The sequence below is a fragment of the Microbulbifer maximicatervae (SeqCode) genome, assembly GCF_052466985.1.
In genome coordinates this window covers 4,543,727-4,563,781 of record NZ_CP174298.1, presented here as the reverse complement: position 1 = coordinate 4,563,781, position 20,055 = coordinate 4,543,727, and the positions used below count along the sequence as shown (strand labels likewise).

At 43.9% G+C, this 20,055-nt stretch carries 14 protein-coding genes; 9 read left to right on the top strand and 5 right to left on the bottom strand.

The genetic code is table 11. From position 1 onward, the window contains the following. Positions 1–7: 7 nt before the first annotated feature. Positions 8–337 (bottom strand): DUF2218 domain-containing protein, encoded by a 330-nt coding sequence (locus ACJJI3_RS20120; RefSeq protein WP_444940726.1) that lies wholly within the window; start codon positions 335–337, stop codon positions 8–10. 331 nt (positions 338–668) lie between these two features. After that, positions 669–1,352, bottom strand: a complete 684-nt coding sequence (locus ACJJI3_RS20115; RefSeq protein WP_444940725.1) for a response regulator transcription factor — start codon at positions 1,350–1,352, stop codon at positions 669–671. Between the two features lie 476 nt (positions 1,353–1,828). Here ACJJI3_RS20115 and ACJJI3_RS20110 point away from each other — a divergent pair, with 476 nt between their 5' ends. From ACJJI3_RS20110 to ACJJI3_RS20085, 6 genes are all read left to right on the top strand, one after another. Next, complete coding sequence (locus tag ACJJI3_RS20110; RefSeq protein WP_444940724.1) at positions 1,829–3,211, top strand: MATE family efflux transporter; 1,383 nt, start codon at positions 1,829–1,831, stop codon at positions 3,209–3,211. Between the two features lie 125 nt (positions 3,212–3,336). Further along, complete coding sequence (locus ACJJI3_RS20105) at positions 3,337–5,178, top strand: IucA/IucC family protein (protein WP_444940723.1); 1,842 nt, start codon at positions 3,337–3,339, stop codon at positions 5,176–5,178. Continuing rightward, complete coding sequence (locus ACJJI3_RS20100; protein WP_444940722.1) at positions 5,165–7,084, top strand: IucA/IucC family protein; 1,920 nt, start codon at positions 5,165–5,167, stop codon at positions 7,082–7,084. The genes ACJJI3_RS20105 and ACJJI3_RS20100 overlap by 14 nt, the downstream gene beginning before the upstream one ends. After that, positions 7,068–8,375 carry an AMP-binding protein gene (locus tag ACJJI3_RS20095; protein WP_444940721.1) on the top strand — a complete coding sequence of 436 codons (1,308 nt, stop codon included), beginning with the start codon at positions 7,068–7,070 and terminating at the stop codon, positions 8,373–8,375. The genes ACJJI3_RS20100 and ACJJI3_RS20095 overlap by 17 nt, the downstream gene beginning before the upstream one ends. 43 nt (positions 8,376–8,418) lie before the next feature. Beyond that, positions 8,419–9,795: a DUF6005 family protein gene (locus tag ACJJI3_RS20090; protein WP_444940720.1), complete on the top strand. Its 1,377-nt coding sequence runs from the start codon at positions 8,419–8,421 to the stop codon at positions 9,793–9,795. Next, positions 9,792–10,640 carry a sugar phosphate isomerase/epimerase family protein gene (locus tag ACJJI3_RS20085; RefSeq protein WP_444940719.1) on the top strand — a complete coding sequence of 283 codons (849 nt, stop codon included), beginning with the start codon at positions 9,792–9,794 and terminating at the stop codon, positions 10,638–10,640. Before ACJJI3_RS20090 ends, ACJJI3_RS20085 begins: the two co-directional genes overlap by 4 nt. Positions 10,641–10,693: 53 nt before the next feature. On the opposite strand, the gene ACJJI3_RS20080 is transcribed toward ACJJI3_RS20085, so the two are convergent. Together ACJJI3_RS20080 and ACJJI3_RS20075 are read right to left on the bottom strand one after the other, a co-directional pair. Further along, a complete protein-coding gene (locus ACJJI3_RS20080) occupies positions 10,694–11,581 on the bottom strand; it encodes a carbon-nitrogen hydrolase (RefSeq protein WP_444940718.1) in 888 nt (295 codons plus the stop codon). Between the two features lie 58 nt (positions 11,582–11,639). Continuing rightward, complete coding sequence (locus ACJJI3_RS20075) at positions 11,640–12,674, bottom strand: agmatine deiminase family protein (RefSeq protein WP_444940717.1); 1,035 nt, start codon at positions 12,672–12,674, stop codon at positions 11,640–11,642. 475 nt (positions 12,675–13,149) lie between these two features. Here ACJJI3_RS20075 and ACJJI3_RS20070 point away from each other — a divergent pair, with 475 nt between their 5' ends. Beyond that, on the top strand, positions 13,150–13,467 hold the full coding sequence (locus tag ACJJI3_RS20070; RefSeq protein ID WP_108734565.1) for a DMT family transporter: 318 nt from the start codon (positions 13,150–13,152) through the stop codon (positions 13,465–13,467). A gap of 39 nt (positions 13,468–13,506) precedes the next feature. Here ACJJI3_RS20070 and rsgA read toward each other — a convergent pair whose 3' ends face one another. After that, a complete protein-coding gene (gene rsgA, locus ACJJI3_RS20065; protein ID WP_444940716.1) occupies positions 13,507–14,625 on the bottom strand; it encodes a ribosome small subunit-dependent GTPase A in 1,119 nt (372 codons plus the stop codon). 589 nt (positions 14,626–15,214) lie between these two features. Between rsgA and pulA the strand changes: the two genes are divergently transcribed. Then, positions 15,215–18,541 carry a pullulanase-type alpha-1,6-glucosidase gene (gene pulA / locus ACJJI3_RS20060; protein ID WP_444940715.1) on the top strand — a complete coding sequence of 1,109 codons (3,327 nt, stop codon included), beginning with the start codon at positions 15,215–15,217 and terminating at the stop codon, positions 18,539–18,541. A gap of 151 nt (positions 18,542–18,692) precedes the next feature. Beyond that, positions 18,693–19,967 (top strand): metal-dependent hydrolase family protein, encoded by a 1,275-nt coding sequence (locus ACJJI3_RS20055; RefSeq protein ID WP_444940714.1) that lies wholly within the window; start codon positions 18,693–18,695, stop codon positions 19,965–19,967. Positions 19,968–20,055: the final 88 nt, after the last annotated feature.

Here is a 20,055-nt window from a genome sequence, read left to right as displayed (position 1 = left end):
TTTACCATTAAAAATTCATTAGATTCCACTGAAGTGAACATTCCACACCTTGCGCAAATCGTAAGAAGTGGGAATCAATACAATCTATGATCTCTTTTAACTCCTCATCAGAGTTAGCACCACAACGCAAATCCAATTGATCTCCACTTCCGTTCATATCACAGAAACCCATATCAAACTCAATATGGCCGCAATCGCTGCTCCAGTGGGCATTAACTTTGTGAGCGAAGTGCTTACATAAACGCCTAATCATCCTCTCACTGTCAATGTGAATTACCGTTGAAAAAGCTAAAAATTGGCTATCATGCTCAGCCTCAACTTTATTAATAGTGCTCATATCCCCACTTCTTAATTAAATCACTTTATGCCGAGCCAACTTTTAAACGAAAAGATGTATTCAGCAATTAACATCTTTGGTAATGATAATCATTATCAAAGATGTTAATTGCTTTCATGGCCAAAAAAAACCACTTTTACAATTGTTACGGCAGCATAATAGCTAATAAAAACCGTCGATAATTAAAACGTTTTGAACTCAAAGACAGCTTTAAGCTTGCTAATGTTAAACAAGCCTGATTATAATTTTAGAAAGGAGAAAATACTTGAATAATGCCCAAACCGATACTTAGTACACCTAAATTTATCGTTTAACTTAAGCTAGTCTTTTATTATGAAAATCTATAACCTTTGCCATGAATCGTAGCAAAGCGGTCAGCCGATATACCAACTTCAATAAACTTTTTCCTGATACGACTAAGATGCATCTCAAGGCTTCGATCATAACGGGAAAATTGCCTGTTGAGAACTGCACGATATAAAAATTGCTTACTAACTACCTTGAATCGGTTCTCAGCGAGTATCCAAAGTAATCGAAACTGAATAGGTGTAAACGCTAAATTATCTCCCCTATAAAAAACCTGCTGCCTTGATTTTAATAACCTTAAATGATCGATATCAATCTCACCCTCAATGTTACTTTCCCCCTTGTGAGTCCTACGCAATATTGCGTTTACACGCAACACTACCTCAGTGGAATCAATCGGTTTGGATATAAAATCATCAGCCCCCTGCCGAAAGCTCTCTATCCTTTTTGCCGTTGTATTAATTGAAGAGAGAACAATTACAGGCGTTTGCCCCCAGCCACGTATAGCCTGTAAAGGTGATAAATCATCATTGGTGGGCAAAAACGCATTAACTAAAATAAGATCAAAATAGTCTGCGGGCATTACCATTAACCCTTCACTAACATCTTGACATTGAGTGACATTAAATCCTTGCTTTTGCAAAGTGCCGCTCAATTGTCTGCTTATTTTAGTATCACTTTCCAATATTAAAATATGCGCAGTTGCCACAACAGCCTCTTATCCACAACCAAATTAAAACTTGAATTTTTTGAATCCAAAATTATTCATAGCGCAAAAATACTCTCGCCCACCGACGAGCTTAATATGGAGGAACCCGACTGGAACCTACACATAGCTCTTACTTTTGACGTCTGACAGTAATTTTAATAGTACATTTTCTAAACTATTTTCAATGGATACACATATGACTTACCAGGACATTTAGCACCGCAAAACATCAATACTGCTGCGCACTTCCTGTACAACCATTGCATGGGACACGCCACTAGCACGCTTAGTGTCCAACACAATATTGCATTGGCTCTAACACAAATCTATTCACATTTAGAACATCAAAACTTCACGATGCAGCTTTATGTATCAACCTAAATTTACCGATATTAATGATAATCACTATCATTTGCAACAAGTGGAATATATAATACTGCCTTAGAACCTATTTTCTCATGATTTGAGACACTTTAATGTCAGCCCAAAATCCAGCGCTTTCCGGTCGTATCGTCAAGACTTTTTTTTACTATGTACTACCTTCAATAGTCGGCTTAGTTGCAATAACAAGCGCCAACCTGATTGATGGCTTTTTTGTCGGCAACACCATAGGTACAGACGCTCTCGCTGCAATCACTCTAATGATCCCGTACTTCACCTTGTTGATAGCTATTGCCATCATGCTGGCAATAGGCGGGGCTGTGAGCGTAGGTAAAGCCATAGGTGAGAAAGATCCGAAAACAGCAAACGCCATCTTCAGCCAATCCCTTATTGCCGCTGTGGTTATTAACACTCTGTTAGCGCTGGGCAGCTTAGCCTTCAATGATTTACTTTTTGAAATACTCAATATTTCAGCCCAGGTTGCTGTATTAGCAAGGGAATATTTCGACGTCATTCGCTGGGTGTTCATTTTACAGTTAACCACAATGGTGCTGTATTATTTTGTACGTGCTGATGGCCATCCGGTATTAGCCACATGTGCATTAGTAATCGGCGCTGTTCTCAATATTATTCTCGATGCCTGGTTTATCGTGTGCTTGGAATTCGGATTAGCTGGGGCTGCTTATGCAACTGCAATAGCACAAGTTATACAATTTTTAGTATTGAGCCGTTATTTTTTTAGCAAGAAAAGAACACTTAAGTTCGAATTACAACAAAGAAACTGGAAACTACTTCTTAACTCAGCTTATAACGGTATATCAGAGTTTATAAACGAGATATCTGTCGGTATTATTTTTTTCATTCTAAATACTTTAATGATAATGCGGCTAGGCGTAGATGGTGTAGCGGCATTTACTCTGGTCAATTACTTCATTTTCTTAAGTGTCATGCTTAGTTATGGTTTAGCTGATGCACTTCATATCGTTGTCAGTCAAAATTTTGGCGCTCAGCACTTAAATAGAGTGAAATCTTTTTTGTCAATTGCAATATTAAGTACCATCTGCCTGGGTATCATAATCGTTGCGCTGCTCGTTTTTTGGCCAGAAACTGTTCTGAGTTGGTTTACCAATGAACAAGATCAGGAAATATCCCGAGTCAGCATGCAATTGCTGCCATTGTTGCTTCCACTATTTTTAATTAATGGGACTAACATCGTCTTAACCTGTTACTTAACAGCAATACACAAACCAAAACCTTCAGCTTTAATTGCTATTAACCGCAGCTTATTATTCCCCGCCGTATTTTTGATTGCCTTTTATTATATGTTGCCCAGCTGGCACTTATTACCAGCAGCAATAAGTGATTTATCATTTATTGTTGCACTGCCATTAGCAGAATGGTGCACCTTTTTGTTGGCCGCCTATTTTTGCTACCAATACAGGCCTACGAAGCTGAAAGTGAATCAAACTTCAGTCTAAGTAACGCCAAGTGAGATACAGCTCTAAAACAATAGTAACAATTGTAAACTTACTTGCTGGTGAGAATGTGTATCATTATCATCTAGGCAAGTTCTTTTACTTAGTATCTCCAGGAGAATATCGTCATGCCATTCACCGCAAAAGAGCTGGCGGAAAAGGCTTCTTTTCAAGCATTTGCTAATGCATATATAAGAGAAGTTGACCCCGGTGTTTGGCATACAAGCTCTGATTGGCAATTACAAACTGGTGTGGCTCTTGAAGAAGAAAATGGTTATGCGCTAGAACTTTATTTGAACGGAACTGGAGTTACACTTGCTTTAGAAGCTTCTTATCGTTCAATTGTCGGCCGACATGTATTTACTAAAAGCTATCGCAAATTAGCAAATCAATGGAATTGGCAACCCATAGATTTTACTTCTGCAATTATGATGTTAATAGATAACATTTATGCAAAAGATAATAACCAAAACAATAAGCCAAATACTCCAGCCAACAAAATAGAACTATTAAATCGCACTTTAGAAAGCCTTCAAATCATGCAGGATTATCTTACTAAGCGACTAGATGATCCTACGCTTAATAGCTGCGATTATATTTGTTCTGAGCAATCTCTGTTATTTGGACATTGGCTTCATCCTACACCCAAATCACGCCAAGGCATTCACTCTTGGCAACATGAAAAGTATACGCCGGAATTGAAATCTAAATTTCAATTACACTTTTTTGCCGTGTCAAAAGATCTTCTGGAACAAGATTCTTTACTCGACGAGAGTGTTGAGGAAATTATCAATAATATATTAGGGGCCGATATCGATATCGATATCGATAAACAACTAATACCTGTGCACCCCCTACAAGCACAGTGGCTGTTACACCAGGACTATGTTCAACATTTACAACGTGACGGATTAATTGTCGACTTAGGTCTTATGGGTAAGATGTTTACGCCCACTTCTTCTGTCCGCACTTTGTACTGCAGTGAGCTGAATTATATGATTAAGCTCTCGATTCCTGTAAAAATAACTAATTCGCTAAGAAAAAATATGGCTCATGAATTAGATCCGGGATTAAATGTTGGAAAGTTGTTCTCATTAAGCAACTTCAAGCAAAAGTTTCCACAGTTTGTTTTAATTGAAGATCCTGCCTTTATTACTGTTAAATTACCTAATATGCAGGAAACAGGCTTTGAAACTATTATACGGCAAAATCCATTCAGTAAAGATTCAAACAGTCTAGAACTACCCACAGTTTCAATCGCTGCATTGGTACAAGACCCTATCTTATCCGGAACTCAGTCTAAATTAGCGCAGCAAGTTTTAAGCTTGGCTTCCAAGCAGGGCATTAGCGTAGAAGAAGCAGCGTTAAAATGGTTTAATTGTTATTGGCAATGTGCAATTGAACCAACAATTAGACTTTACGATAGTCAGGGTATTGGTTTAGAGGCTCACCAACAAAATTCTCTATTAACTATTTATGATGACTGTCCAATTAGATACTACTATCGAGACAATCAAGGTTTCTACTTGTCAGAAAAAATGCAGGATGAGTTGCTCGAAGCTGTACCTGAGTTGAGGAATAATCCTGACTTATTTTATCCTGACAATATGATTGCAGACCGGTTTGGATACTATCTTTTTGTCAATCAGTTATTCTCAATTATTGGCCGTATGGGACAAGATGGCCTTATTGATGAGAATAAACTATTACAATTAAGTTACAGCAAGCTTAATCTTCTAAATTCTAGGGTACTGACAAGCGTCGGCAAAAACTTTACAGATAGATTATTTAATAATTCTAGTATTCCCTGCAAGGGAAATCTTCTAACTCGCGTTGAAGATGTTGATGAGCTGGAAGCGGAAAAAGAATTAGCCGTTTACACTAATATACGAAATCCTTTCTTCGACCTGCATCAAGAAAGCTTGACTACCCATAAGCAAGTTAACGAGGTGACTCTTGCTCACAGTTAACCCACGGCAGTATTTATCTCAACAAGACCCAGAAATCTCTCCTTATAAAAATTCTGACAGCTACTTAGCTGAAGAAAAAAGAGTGATTCGCCAGCTCCTGGAAGCATTATTGTTCGAGCATCTTTGTGATTACTCTTATCACGATGGTTTTTTCTATTTTACATTAGGAAGATCTTTTTATCGTGCCTCAGGAAGAATTTCTGGTTTTAGTCGAATTAGAATCAATGCAGAAGAAATGTTTTTTTCTCAAAGAAATGAAATGCATGTAGATACAAAATTTCAGGCACAATGGATAAAAGATAAATCTCAAAGTATTGATTGGCAACCAATAACACTAAATGCCCTCATTGAGGACTTGCCTGCTTCTGTAGCAGTAAAGAAAAAGCTAGCGATTGAGCTTGAACAAACTGTTAAACTTTGCCAGTGGAACAATAAGCATTTAAACCGTCATATAAGCCGTCGTGAATTAACATATACCCAGTTAGAGTCTGCAATTGATGAAGGGCATCCTTATCATCCATGCTTCAAGGCACGAACTGGGTTTAGCGAGCTGGATCATAAACTTTATGGTCCAGAGTTTGGCAATAATTTTCAACTACATTGGTTGGCGATTAGACGGTGCTATTTGAAGCGTAGATTTAATTCTGTTAATGAAAAGATATTTTGGGAAGCTGAGCTTGGCGAACAATGTTACCAGCAATTAAATACAAAAGTTAAAAATCTAACTTCCGATAGCGCTGCATTTTCATTGATGCCAATTCATCCGTGGCAGTGGAAGTACTTAAAAGATAAACTTGAGACCGCTATCGCTGATGGACAAGTATTTTATCTTGGAGAGGCTGGCGATCAATATCAAGCCAGCATTTCTATTCGTACATTATTAAATATTAGCCATCCTGAAAAAGCTAATATAAAACTACCTCTGAACATAATTAATACTTCTTCACTACGCACTATAGAAAGTCACACTATTTGTACTGCACCAGCTATATCAAACTGGTTAATACAAATTCTGGAGTCGGATAACTACCTGAAGCAAAATATGATTTTGCTGGCGGAGTACGCCGGAATAAGGCCTACAAATGATGGCACTGAACATCAGGCATGGATTGAGAATCTTGATGGTCAATTGGGTGTAATCTTTCGACAGAGCCTCCTCTCATACTGTGATGAGAAAAATGTAATACCTTTTGTAGCCCTAAGTATAATAGAACAAGATGGCAGTCCTTTTATCGAGCCCTGGATTGCCGAATATGGTTGTCATAGTTGGCTGGAGAACCTGCTCGAAAAGGTGGTTATTCCCATATGGCACTTACTAGTTCATCACGGTATTGCAATTGAGGCGCACGGGCAAAATATCTTATTGCAACATAAAGATGGTTGGCCTGAAAAAGTTATAGTGCGTGATTTTCATGAAAGCATGGAGTACGTTCACAATTACTTAGCACAACCGGAATTAGCGCCTACTTTTACTGACTTCGAGGAAGAATATAGTTTTGGCGGGCCAAACCAATATTATTGGATGGAAAGTGTCGAAGCTTTGCGCGAACTTTTAGTAGATACCTTATTGGTTTTTAATTTATCTGACCTGGCCGTATTACTTGAAGATTACTACCAATTTCCAGAAAGTGAATTCTGGAAATCAGTTTATCAAAGCTTTAGAAACTATCAGCAATCAAACTTAACTGATCAAAAGCGCATAGCCCAAATCGATTTATTCCAGCCGGAAATTAAAACCGAATCACTATTGGATAAGAAATTTCGAGGGAATCGTGAAACAGAATTTCATCATCAGATAAGAAATCCGTTAGCAGACGCTGCTTTACATGATGCCCAAAAGGAAACCTCCAAGACATCAATATCAGTGCCAGCAGTACCAGGAAAATCCTATGCTTACAATAAATGATAAGTTTTATAGTAAAGAAGACTTTAACGAGCAACAGCAGTCCTATGTCTCAATAAATACTATTAACGAGAGTAACGCTGTTGCGGTATGTGTTGAAGATAATTTTGTTTGGTTGACTCTATGTTATTACTTAAAGTCAAAGAAAATATCTGCCATGCCTATCCACCCCAGTGTTCCAAAGGATACTGCAAAGCGCATGGCAGAAAAGGCTGGCTGCGAATTGCTGATTTATGGCGACTTAGCAGGATTAATTGAGCTATCGGCAACTAATTTGAATAAATCAGAAGCAGGTATTATTCAAATGAGCTCCGGCACCACAGGTGAGCCAAAATGCATATTGCGAAGCTGGGCGGATATTGATATTGAGATAAAGAGTTATTGCCAGGCTTTTAGCGAGCCGGATAGCATGACTCCAGTTGTCGCTTGTCCCGTTACCCATTCATATGGATTAATTTGTGGCGTAATGGTTGCTCTGAATCGGGGGCAGTCACCACTGATAATTAGTAATATAAACCCTAAATACCTTATCAAGAAGCTGCAGAGTTTTCAGCGTCCGCTTTTGTATTCTTCTCCGGTAATGTTGCAGGGATTATTACGTTTATGGCCGGCCAATAGCAAACTATTTGCTGCTATGACTTCAGGTTCCACTATGCCACAACAAGTATTTGAGCAAATTCAGGCACGTGTAGAAAACTTATATCAACAGTATGGATGCTCTGAAGCGGGCTGTATTAGTATAGGACAAGATTTATCTGCTGCTAACGATCAAGGAAAGCCATTACCTCATGTCGAAATTACCTGTGGTAATCTCGACAATAAACAGCAAGAGATAGTTGCTTATGTAAAAACGGCATCAGGAATTAAAACTGTTAAAACACAGGATGTCGGCTATTTGAGTGAAAATGGTCGACTGCATTTTCTTGCACGAATGGATGACACAATCATCGTATCAGGCCTAAATGTATATCCTGCAGAAGTAGAAGATATCATACTTGAACACCCGCAAGTTAATGATGTAGTGGTATTTAAGATAGATGATCAATTTGCAGGCCAACGAGTTTGCCTACAGTATGTCGCTTCCCCAGCAATAGACCCCGCCGAACTACGCCAATGGTGCAGTCAACACTTAGCACTATTTCAGGTACCGCAAATATTACAGCCGGTCGACGAGATAATGCGAATGGCTAACAGTAAAGTGAACCGCAAGCAGATTGCGCTGAACTATCAACAGAACATACTAACCAGAACAAATAGAAGCAGTGAAGGAAAACAAGCTGAAAGAGCCAACTAGTAAGTAGGGGCTATCTATTGAATAAACAAACAATATATTAATTATGCAAAAGACTGAAATAGTAGATTCGATTCAGAGCATACTTACTAATGAGTTGAATCTAACACATATAGAAGATGTTCAGCTTCACTCCAAGCTAAATGAAGATTTATACCTTGACTCCGTACTGATCCTGCAAGTACTTATTAGCTTGGAATTAAAGCTGGGAATTGATATACCCGATGAAGCCTTGAACTTGAAGGATTTTGATACAGTCGATAGCTTTAGTGAGTTTATATTAGGCCGGGTTAACTATAAGAGCGAGAATGGCGCTTCTCCCAAAGATACCGATCCTCAAGAGAAATCAGGAGTCGAAATAGCTCCAGCAGAACAAGCTGAAGAGCAGACAGAAGAGTTTGAGGATATTAAAGTACATTGTTTTGTGAGTTGTCTATGCGAGAGTATCAAAGCAAATGATCATGTTGACCATAGACCATTTTATTTTGGCGTATGGGACGCCGATGTTGTAGTTGATGATGATTATTGTATCAACTATCACGCCGAGAATTTGAACCATGACTTCTTTCGAAACTGGTTCGAGAAAATTTATGGTGTCGAGGTAAGGTCCTGGTACAACCAAGGCTTATCCAAAAGTGACAATATTAAGACATTACTAACATTACTAGACAATAAAGCTGCCAGTCAGAACATAATGGTAATGCTAGATATGTATAGGTTGCCAGAACGCGAAAATAAGTTTAACCAGAATCCATTCCCTCACTACGTAATGCTGGAAAATAGCCAAGATCCAGAAATGTTATTTATGTGGGATCCTGATTTTCGCTGGGAAGGAGAGCAAAATAAAAAACAAGTATTACACGCAATTGAGTCGGATGCTGTTGCTGGCGGTTATATCTTTGATAGCAGCCAAATTAAACCAAGCTCCAATCAGGCAATCCATGACTATTTTACTGCCTGTTTGAACTTAAACAACAATCCGATGACGGATGCTGTGCGAAAAATTGTCAAGGCACATTTGGCTCCTGAAAGTCAGCTATGCCCCTCTAATTTGAGCCATGCTCTCACTCAGCTTCCCGTATTGGCTATTCGAAAGTATGCCTACGAACATGGCTTAGCATATTTTATGTTGCAGCTGAATTTGGATTTTGATGAATTTGAAACATGGTGCGACATTATTGAAGAGTTAGTTTCCACCTATAAACAGATTCAATTTCGTTCTATGAAAATTGCGAATTACGCTACTGAAGGAAACTATCCATCCGAATCATCGACAGATATTAAAACTGAAATCATGCAGCTACTGGATCAACAAGATCAGCGAGAATTTAAAATCAAACGTCAGCTACATACATTATTTCAACAATGGCAAAACCATGTAGCTATTACTAGAAAAGAACATTTCAATGAGGTGTGCATATGATTTTATCTATCTGTACAATCTCTTTTCGCCACCAACTGGTTTCAATTGATCATTTGGCAAAGTGGGCGAAGCATAATCATTTTCAGGGTATTGAATTGTGGGGAACTCACGCAAAAAATCTCGCCTCTCAACCAGAATACAATAAAGATTGGTTGGCGGACTACGGCCTAAAAATCACGATGTTAAGTGATTATTTAGCACTATATGCCACTGAAGCAGAATTACATAAACAAGTAGAACATTTATGTTACTTAGCAAAACATTGGGGCGCTAAGAAAATTAGGACTTTTGCCGGCTCCGAGGCAAGCGCAAACACATCTGAGCATGGCTTTGCACGATTAACAAAGACGTTGCGCAAGGTCTGTCAATGGATGTCCCGACATGATCTCAACTTAATTATTGAAACACATCCCAATACATATGCGGATTCCGTCCCAGCAACAAAGCATTTATTACAGAGCGTTGCTTGTGACAATCTTCAAATCAATTTTGACGTACTCCATGTCTGGGAATCAAAAACTGAAGTAATCCCAGCTTTTGAGGCTTTAAAAGATAATATTAATCATATCCACTTAAAAAATGTAAGTTCTGCAGAATTCTTGAATGTGTTCTCGCCTGCTAATGTATATTCTGCTTCTGGCTCGCGGGAAGGTATTGTCCCGCTGTTTGATGGCGCTGTTAACTATCAGGAATTCGTAAGTCATATTAGTCAACATCCAGACAAGAGAGTCCGCAACATTGAAGCTTCACTGGAATGGTTTGGTAATGACTGTAAAGAAACACTAGCTAGAGATAGATACCTAATTCAACAACTTCAGCAGTGTCGCGAACCACTAGCCATTTAGTAAATTGGGTCTGCTAATTTCTGGGAAATCTGGCAGACCCAAACTATCAACTCTTAATCACGGTAAATTTTCGTTAAGTCTTGGTAATGATCGACACGTCTATCTCGCAAGTATGGCCAAATACGGCGTACTTGTTCACTTTTCCCCATATCTATATTCGCAATTAGTATCTCACCATCACTTTCACTTGCACAGGCAAGTAGCTCGCCCTGTGGGCCGCAGATAAAGCTATTACCCCAGAAATCAATGCCGGCAGAACTTCCACTAGAATCACTTTCATGGCCCACACGATTACAACTAATAACTGGTACGCCATTCGCTACCGCGTGGGCTCTTTGTATAATTTTCCAGGCTTCAAGTTGTCGTTGCTGCTCAGCCGCATCATCGCGCGGGTCCCATCCAATTGCGGTTGGGTAAATCAGTAATTCTGCTCCAGCCATTGCCATCAGTCGAGCGGCTTCAGGAAACCATTGATCCCAACAAACCAATATGCCCAACTTGCCAATACTCGTCTCTATAACTTCAAAGCCCAAATCACCAGGCGTGAAATAAAATTTTTCGTAAAATCCCGGATCGTCCGGAATATGCATTTTTCGATACTTTCCAGCAATAGAGCCATCTTTTTCCAATACCACTGCAGTATTGTGATAAATACCTGCAGCACGCTTTTCAAATAGAGAAGTCACTATGACCACGCCGAGTTCTTTTGCAAGCCTTCCAAAATAATCCGTACTGGGTCCAGGGATCGTCTCAGCTAAATCGAATAAACTCACATCTTCTGACTGACAGAAATACAGGCTACGATGCAACTCCTGCAGCACTACCAAATCAGCGCCTTCACTCGCTGCGGCACGTATTCCCTGAGTTGACCTATCAATGTTTTGCTGGCAATTAACAGTGTTATTTTGCTGAACAAGTGCCACTTTAACTATGTTACTCATTAATAAATTCGCTAGATTGTTTAATTTTAGATTAGATGCAATAAATTATTTTTAACGCCTAATTGGTCAAGAGGTTTTTCGGCATCTGCATAGTTAAACAATGCAAACTACCGAACTGTTCGATAATGGGCCGGCAATTAACTGTAACTATCTGATGCTCTGGAAATGCCATCTGGAGAGTTTGTAACGCCTCAGTATCTTCTTCAACATCATATATAGGAGCTAGTACCGCATCATTGATAATTAGAAAGTTGGCATAAGTGGCAGGTAAACGCTCGCCACTTGCATTTACTTGTCCGCTAGGCCATGGTAATTCCAGCAAATTAAATGGTTGCCCATCAAGTGAGCGCATTTGTACTAAACTCTGCTTCATTTTCTCAAGCTCATCAAAAAAACGATAACCACTTTCATTGCAGCCCTGATAGACAATAGTTTGGCCAGGTGCGAACCGTGCAAGAGTGTCGATATGACTATCTGTATCATCGCCCTCTAATGCGCCATGATCCAGCCATAGAATATTCTTTGCACCTAACTCAGTTTTTAGCAGTCCCTCGATATCCGCTCTTGTCATGCGGTGGTTACGATTTTTATTTAGCAGACAGCGCTCAGTCGTTAAAAGGTTACCCTTTTCATCAACATCTATTGCTCCACCTTCAAGAACGACGTCAATTTTTCGCCAATTACAGATACCCAATTGCTTAAACATTTCCTGGTTAATCTGATTGTCTAAATCAGCCGGGTATTTGCTTCCCCATCCATTAAACGTAAAATCGAGAGCAACAACTTCTCCTTGGCTGTTCACTACTGAAATTGGGCCATGATCTCTCGCCCAACTATCATTTGTGGCAACAATAACAAACTGAATATTCTGAATTATTACATCAGCCCCATGTAATAACTGGCTAATATGTATTTTTAAAACCTCATCATGACAAACGACTACCAGTTTTTGCCGAGCAGTTATAGCTTCGCAAATAGAAACATAAACTGCTTCTACTTCGCTTAGTATCGGTTTCCAATCAGTATCCGCATGGGGCCAAGTGAGCATTATTGCATCTTGCTTTGCCCATTCAGGTGGCAATCTATTTGACATAAGTGTTAATTACTTTATCTGATAGTTATTTTAAATTTACAGGGGTATTGAATCAGCATCAAATGATAATAATTATCATTACTATGATATAGAAAAATTCATTTCCCGCAAGTTTGAGCTCTGATTTAAATAGACTTTCGCACAGTTTTATCGTTTTCCAGATTTCATCTGGAAAACAATGCAAAGTCCTCTCAGTAAAGATTTTATTTATTTAGCATGCTCCAACTTCCGCCGAAACAATGCTCTTGGCAATGTAACTAATAGATAGCGTTTTAAGAGCTCAAACAGGTCCGGCTGCACTTTGAGATTAATTACTGGATGGGAGCGAGGCACAGCTCTCCACCTGACTTTCAATAAAGCCATCTCAGCTATTCTCAACTATATCTGTTCTAATACGGGAAAGACTTGTTTACTAACATGTCAACATTGATTTCTCCGCTAAAAGCAAATCGTCGAGTCTCTTTAAAGGAATATCATGGCCTGGTTCTACTTAATACTCGCCGGACTATGCGAAATTGGTTGGGTGCTGGGACTGAAAATTTCACAGGGCAGTAACACCCGCCTTCTGGGTGTGGTTATGGCTGTGGTATTTATTGGGGTCAGTGGATTTCTTCTGTGGCTGGCGCAGCGGGAGATACCTATTGGTACTTCCTATGCGGTCTGGACTGGAATTGGTGCCGCCGGAGCCTTTGCGGTAGGGGTGCTGTTCTTTGGAGACTCCACCAGCCTTGGACGCTACCTGGGAGTTTTGCTCATTATCTTAGGCGTTGTCACGTTAAAACTCTCTCATTAATTGAGAAGCACCCGGGAAAATTCCCGGGCGCCAGTTCTATTAATCCTCTGAATATTTGTGTTTACGTGCCTGGTTTTGCACATATCGATACATCTGGGATAGCGCTCTCTCCCCTGCCCGCTTCTGCGCGAGAGTTTGACCGTTACGGCTTAGTTCCTGTTGCAGTTTTTGCCAATTGCGCAAGCGCCGATCATCCAGCGAATCGCCCGTTATTGCCTCTTGTACCGCACAGCCTGGCTCTGACTGGTGCTGGCAGTCAGAAAAGCGACACTCTCTGGACAAGGCCTCGATATCAGAAAAAGTCTCCGCCACGCCATCTTCAACATGCACCAATCCTAGCTCCCGTATTCCAGGGCTATCGAGTAACAGCGCTCCCCAACTCAGGGAGTGAAGAGAGCGCTTCCGTGTAGTGTGGCGCCCTTTGCTGTCGGCTTTACGAATGGTCCCAGTCTCAGCCAGGGATTCGCCAGACAGCGCATTTAGCAAAGTGGATTTACCCACTCCAGAAGAACCTAACAGCGCGATAGTTTCCCCAGGTAAGCACCACTGGCGCAGCTGTGCCACGCTTTCTCGATCCAGGCTATTTACCAGTGCAGCGGGTAATTCGCCGAATGGACGCAATGCCTGAAGAAAAGGGGCTGTATCTTCACACAGATCGGTCTTAGTCAGTATCAGGTGTGGGCTGCAACTAGACTCCCGAGCCAGAGCCAAATAGCGCTCAATACGTGAGAGGTTAAAGTCATCATTCAGAGACGAAACAATAAAAACACTATCGACATTGGCGGCGATCATCTGCACCTGATGCCCCCCAGGTGCCATACGCTCAAACTGGCTGCTGCGACTCAACAAACGCACGAAATATCCACTGCTCTTCTCTAACAACAGCCAATCCCCCACAGCGGGCAAATTAGCCACAAGACTCCCGTTTAACGGAAGGGACACAGCCCCCTGCTCGCCGGCCAATTCCAGGCGACTGCGGTGTACAGCCATAACCCGCAGCGGCAAACACTGTTCGAGTTCTTCGAGCGTCAGCTGCTGTTGGAAAAAAGACTTCCAGCCGAGTTTTTGCAGCGGAGAAGCTTCCCGCTCAATTTTGATAGATGGGGATTTAGTGCCGAATCTATTAACAGACCGGCGGGTAAAGTGAGATTTACTCAAGATTGAAACCCTCTGGGCGCAACAAAGCACCAAGCGACCGCAGATACGCGGCCAACAGAGCTTTCTCAGGGAAAGCCCGACGTCTAGGAATCTATCGCCGGGCGTGGGCAGCTGGAGGCTGCTACTGGACCCGACGGAGGGTTGCAACAATCATCAATCATCCTCCGCAGTCATTGAGTTCTGGATTCCGCCATAGTACCTGGCGGGCTATGGGCAAATTAGCACTACCCGGGGATAGGAGCAAGGATAATCCCGGGAAGCCTCTTAGTAATTGCCCCGCCACAAAAAGCAAAGCCGGCAAAAGCCGGCCTTCGAATCCGATTACAGCGAGTGCATCACCTTTCTCGACTCACCATAACCCGATCAGTTGAGTATAGATCCGGCTTTTTCTTTCGCCATCGCGTTTACTCGAGAAGCATCTTCTCCTGCGGGTGTTTCCACCAAGTGACGAATTTATAAAGCTTTTATGACACCCCCAACCACCTCCCCCAGACCTCCACCTCCTCGGGGTGGGAGGCCGTCAATGCGTGACTGCGATTCAATACCAACTGAGAGAACCGCAACAAGTACAAAAAAAATGGGAAGCGCTATGCCAACAACAAAATTTACAGGGCCCGGCACAAAGGCGGGGCTGATTCTGGGGGCAGTCTTCTGCTCCATCCAAATACCGGTGTGGGCATCTGACACACCAGACCCCACAGAGGTCAATATTCCCGGCAACCTACAAAGCCAACTGGGCTGCGATGGCGACTGGCAACCAGGTTGTGTCGCCACCCTGCTCAGCTATGACAGCGAAGACGACAAATGGCAAGGCAACTTTTGGATACCCGCCGGCAACTGGGAGTACAAAGCCGCTCTCAACAGCAGCTGGGATGAAAATTATGGCTGGGGCGGCCAGAGGGACGGCGGTAATATTTCCCTTAGCCTGGATGAGGCCCGCGAAGTTAAATTTATCTACGACCACGAGAGTCACTGGATCACCGACAACCACAGTAGCGTGGTCGCCGCTGTAGCCGGCAACTTCCAATCCCTGCTGGGGTGTCCGGGAGACTGGCAACCCAGTTGTCTGCGCAGCTGGATGCAGGATCCCGATGGAGATGGCACCTACACCTTTATCACCTCAGCGCTTCCTGCCGGTTCCTATGAATTCAAGGTAGCACTGCACGAAGGCTGGGAGGAGAGCTACGGCAACAATGGAGCCAACGTCAGCTTTACAGTGGTCGCCGATTACGACGAAATCTACTTTGCTTTTGACTCGAATAGTAAAGAAGTCACCGTCAGCAGTGACGGCTTCGCCAAGGGTGACCTGAGCAGCGATAAAGCTCACTGGGTGGATACCAGCAGCTTTGCCTGGGATATCCAGGTACAGGAAGGCACCAAGGTTAAATTGCACTACAGCAACAGCGCCGAGCTAAAACTGGAGGACGGTGATATCCGTTCCGATGGCACCATCGATCTCACCCCTCTCGCCACCCTGCCCGACAGCGCCCAACAAAAATTCCCGCACCTGGCCAGTTTCAGTGCCTGGCAATTGCCGGGGCAGGCTTCCACTAGTGATCTGGTAACCCAGCAACTCGCCCTCGCCGCTTACGATGCGGAGGGCACGTTACTGGATGCGACTGGTGTGCAGATGGCCGGAGCCCTCGATGATCGCTTCTACTACGACGGTGAACTCGGTGCCCGTGTCGGCGAGGAGAGAATCCAGCTCGATCTTTGGGCACCCACTGCAAGGGCAGTAAAGCTGCACCTGTTTACAGACCCCAGCAGCGATAGCGCCGATCACGCGGTATCCATGCTGCGCGATGAATCTACCGGGGTTTGGAGTGCCGATATCGATAAGCAGTGGGACCGCAGCTTTTACCTCTACGAGGTCGAGGTGTATTCCTACTTCAGCCGCCAGATTGAAACCAACCTGGTCACCGACCCCTACTCCCTGAGCCTCTCCATCAATAGCGGCAAAAGCCAGATCGTCAACCTGGATGACCAGGACCTGAAGCCGCGCGGTTGGGACCGCCTGCGCAAGCCCAAGTTAACCCAGCCGGAAGATATCAGTGTCTACGAGCTGCACGTACGCGATTTCAGTATTGCGGATCAAACTGTCCCCGAAGCAGAGCGCGGCACCTTCAAGGCTTTCACCCGCAAGCACAGCGACGGCATGCGCCACCTCAATAAACTGGCCCGCGCCGGCCTCACCCATATCCACCTGCTGCCGGCCTTTGACTTTGCCACAGTCAATGAGGATCGCACGCAGCAGCAGCAAACCCCCGATCTCTCAGACTACGCATCGGACAGCAGCGAGCAGCAGGCCCAGGTAGATGCTATTCGCGATACCGATGGCTTTAACTGGGGCTACGATCCATTGCACTACACGGTCCCCGAAGGCAGCTATAGCAGCGCTCCCGATGGACCTGTGCGCATTCGCGAATTCCGTCAAATGGTGCAAGGGCTATCCCACTCCGGCCTGCGACTGGTGATGGACGTGGTTTACAACCACACCAGCTCCTATGGCCAATACGACAACTCCGTACTCGATAAAATCGTCCCCGGCTATTACCACCGCCGCAATCTGGAAGGCGGTGTGGAAATGAGCAGCTGCTGCGCAAATACCGCCAGTGAGCACGCCATGATGGAAAAGCTGATGATCGATTCCCTGGTCACCTGGGCCCGGGCCTACAAGGTGGACAGCTTCCGTTTCGATCTGATGGGACACCACAGCCTCGACAATATCCTCAAAGCGCAAGCGGCACTGCAATCACTGACCCCGGCAGCCGATGGTGTCGATGGCAACGCTATCTATCTGTACGGCGAGGGCTGGAATTTTGGTGAAGTCGCTGACGATGCTCGCTTTGTACAGGCCCGCCAGGGCAATATGGCCGGCAGCGGTGTCGGCACCTTTAACGATCGCCTGCGCGATTCCGTTCGTGGTGGCAACCCCTTCGGAGGCTTTGAGGAGCAGGGCTTTGGTACCGGTCTGTTCACCGACAACAACGGTAAGTTTGAGGGAGAAGATGAGCGTGCCACACTGCTAACCCTGGCAGATAAAGTCCGCGTTTCCCTCGCCGGCAACCTGGCGGATTATCCTTTTGAAGATGCCAACGGCAATATCATTACCGGCAGCGAGCTGGTCTATAACGGCCAGCCCACCGGCTATACCGCCGACCCGCAGGAATCCATTAATTATATTGCCGCCCACGACAACGAGACGCTGTTCGACGGAGTACAGATCAAAGCCAGTGACAGCGCCGACTTGGCTGAACGAGTGCGTATCCAGGCATTCAGTAATTCCCTGGTTCTGTTCGCCCAGGGAGTGCCGTTTATCCACGCAGGCCAGGATTTCCTGCGCTCAAAGTCGATGGATCGGGACAGTTACAACTCCGGTGACTGGTTTAATGCACTGGACTTCAGCCTCGCCACCGATAATTGGGGTGCGGGTTTACCTATCGCAGATAAAAATGAAGATAACTGGTCCCTGATGCAACCTTTACTGGCAAACCCGGAACTGGCTCCCGAGCGCCGGCACCGCTTGTGGAGTTCTGCTCTATTCCGCGAGCAACTGGCGATTCGCAACAGCTCTCCCCTGTTCCGCTTGTCTGATGCAGAGTCCGTAGAGGCACACCTTAATTTCCTCAACACCGGACCCGACCAGATTCCTGGGCTGATTGTGATGGAGTTATCTGATTCCAGTGGCAGCATCGATCGCCGCTTTGAACGTATTGTGGTGCTGTTTAATGGCGATGACGAATCATTGGAATTTACCAGCGAAAACCTTATTGGTGAGTACCTGTTCAAGCACCCACGTCAGCGCCGATCAGTAGACTCACGCCTGCACAAAGTAAAATTTGATAGGAGCAGCGGCACCTTTACTCTGCCTGGCCGAACTACCGCAGTATTTGTGCAGCCACGCCGTAGATATTAATTCTTCATAAATTTTAAAAGGCCGGATTTTCCGGCCTTTTTTTCATTTTTTAGAAACTATTTCCCGGCTCTAACCAAGTAATCAACTCGCAATTGTCATATTCCGCAGATTGATTTAGCGTGTACCTAAATAATAAATAGGTGTATAAATCATGAAGCGTCTCCTTCTCTGCGGCATCGCAGTGGCTCTTTTCTCTCCCTCAGTGCTGGCAGAAACCATTATCCACGCAGGCACACTCCTCGCTGTTCCCGGTAAAAAACCTTTAAAAGAGCAAAGCGTAATAATCGAGGATGGCAGGATTACTTCCATCAGACCTGGTTATGTAAATAGAGATGATGCCGAAGTCATTGATCTTAGGGACAGCTTCGTAATGCCGGGCTTAATGGATATGCACGTTCACCTGCAAAATGAGCTGGGAGCCCAAAATGATTCCGAAACCCTTAAGATGTCCATGCCACTGACCCAGATGCGCTCGCAAATGTTTGGCATGCGTATTCTGAAATCTGGTTTTACCACTGTGCGCGATGCGGGTAATAGCGGTGAAGAAATGTATGCAATGCGCGATGCAATCAACAATGGCTGGATAGATGGCCCACGTATTATTGCAGCAGGCGGAGTGGGTATTACCGGAGGGCATGCAGATATCAGTGGGGTCAGCCCCGAGTTAATGGCGTTGCATGACGACAAAACCAGAACTGTATGCGACGGCCCCTACGATTGCCGCCGTGCGACCCGTCATGCGATCAAATACGGTGCTGACTTTATCAAGATTACCTCTACCGGTGGTGTACTCACCGATCGCGCTACCGGAACTGGTCAGCAGATGGAAATGGATGAGTTAAAAGAGGTAGTCCTTGCAGCCAAACGTATGGGCCGCAAGGTGGCCAGCCACGCGCACCAGGAAGAAGGCATTATCGCCGCACTGGAGGCTGGTGTAGACAGTATTGAGCACGGCACCTACGCAGGTCCCCGCGCCCATAAGCTATTTAAAGAAACCGGCGCTTATCTGGTTCCGACACTTCTCGCCGGCGATACCGTGGTACAGTTGGCAAAAAATACCGATGTCTTATCTGAGGCTCAGAAGGAAAAAGCCATTCGTGTTGGCACAGACATGCGCGGCAATTTCCGTAAAGCGGTCAATGCCGGAGTAAAAATTGCTTTCGGTACCGACTCAGGTGTATCCAAGCACGGCATCAATGCCCGCGAGGCGGTACTGATGAGTGAAGCCGGTATGGACAATATGGCCATCCTACAATCCGCTACCGTTAACGCCGCCGACCTGATCGATATGAGCGATTCACTGGGCACCATTGAGTCCGGTAAGTACGCCGATATTATCGCCACCGATGGCTCGCCACTGGATAATATCGATGAGCTTTTAGATGTGGATTTTGTGATGAAAGGGGGCGAGGTCTTTAAGAATTAAAAGCCTCTGAATAGTTTAAAACCGAGCTTGAAATATCCGAATTCAGTTTTAAATAATTTCTTCAAAATAAAAAAGGCCGGATAACTCC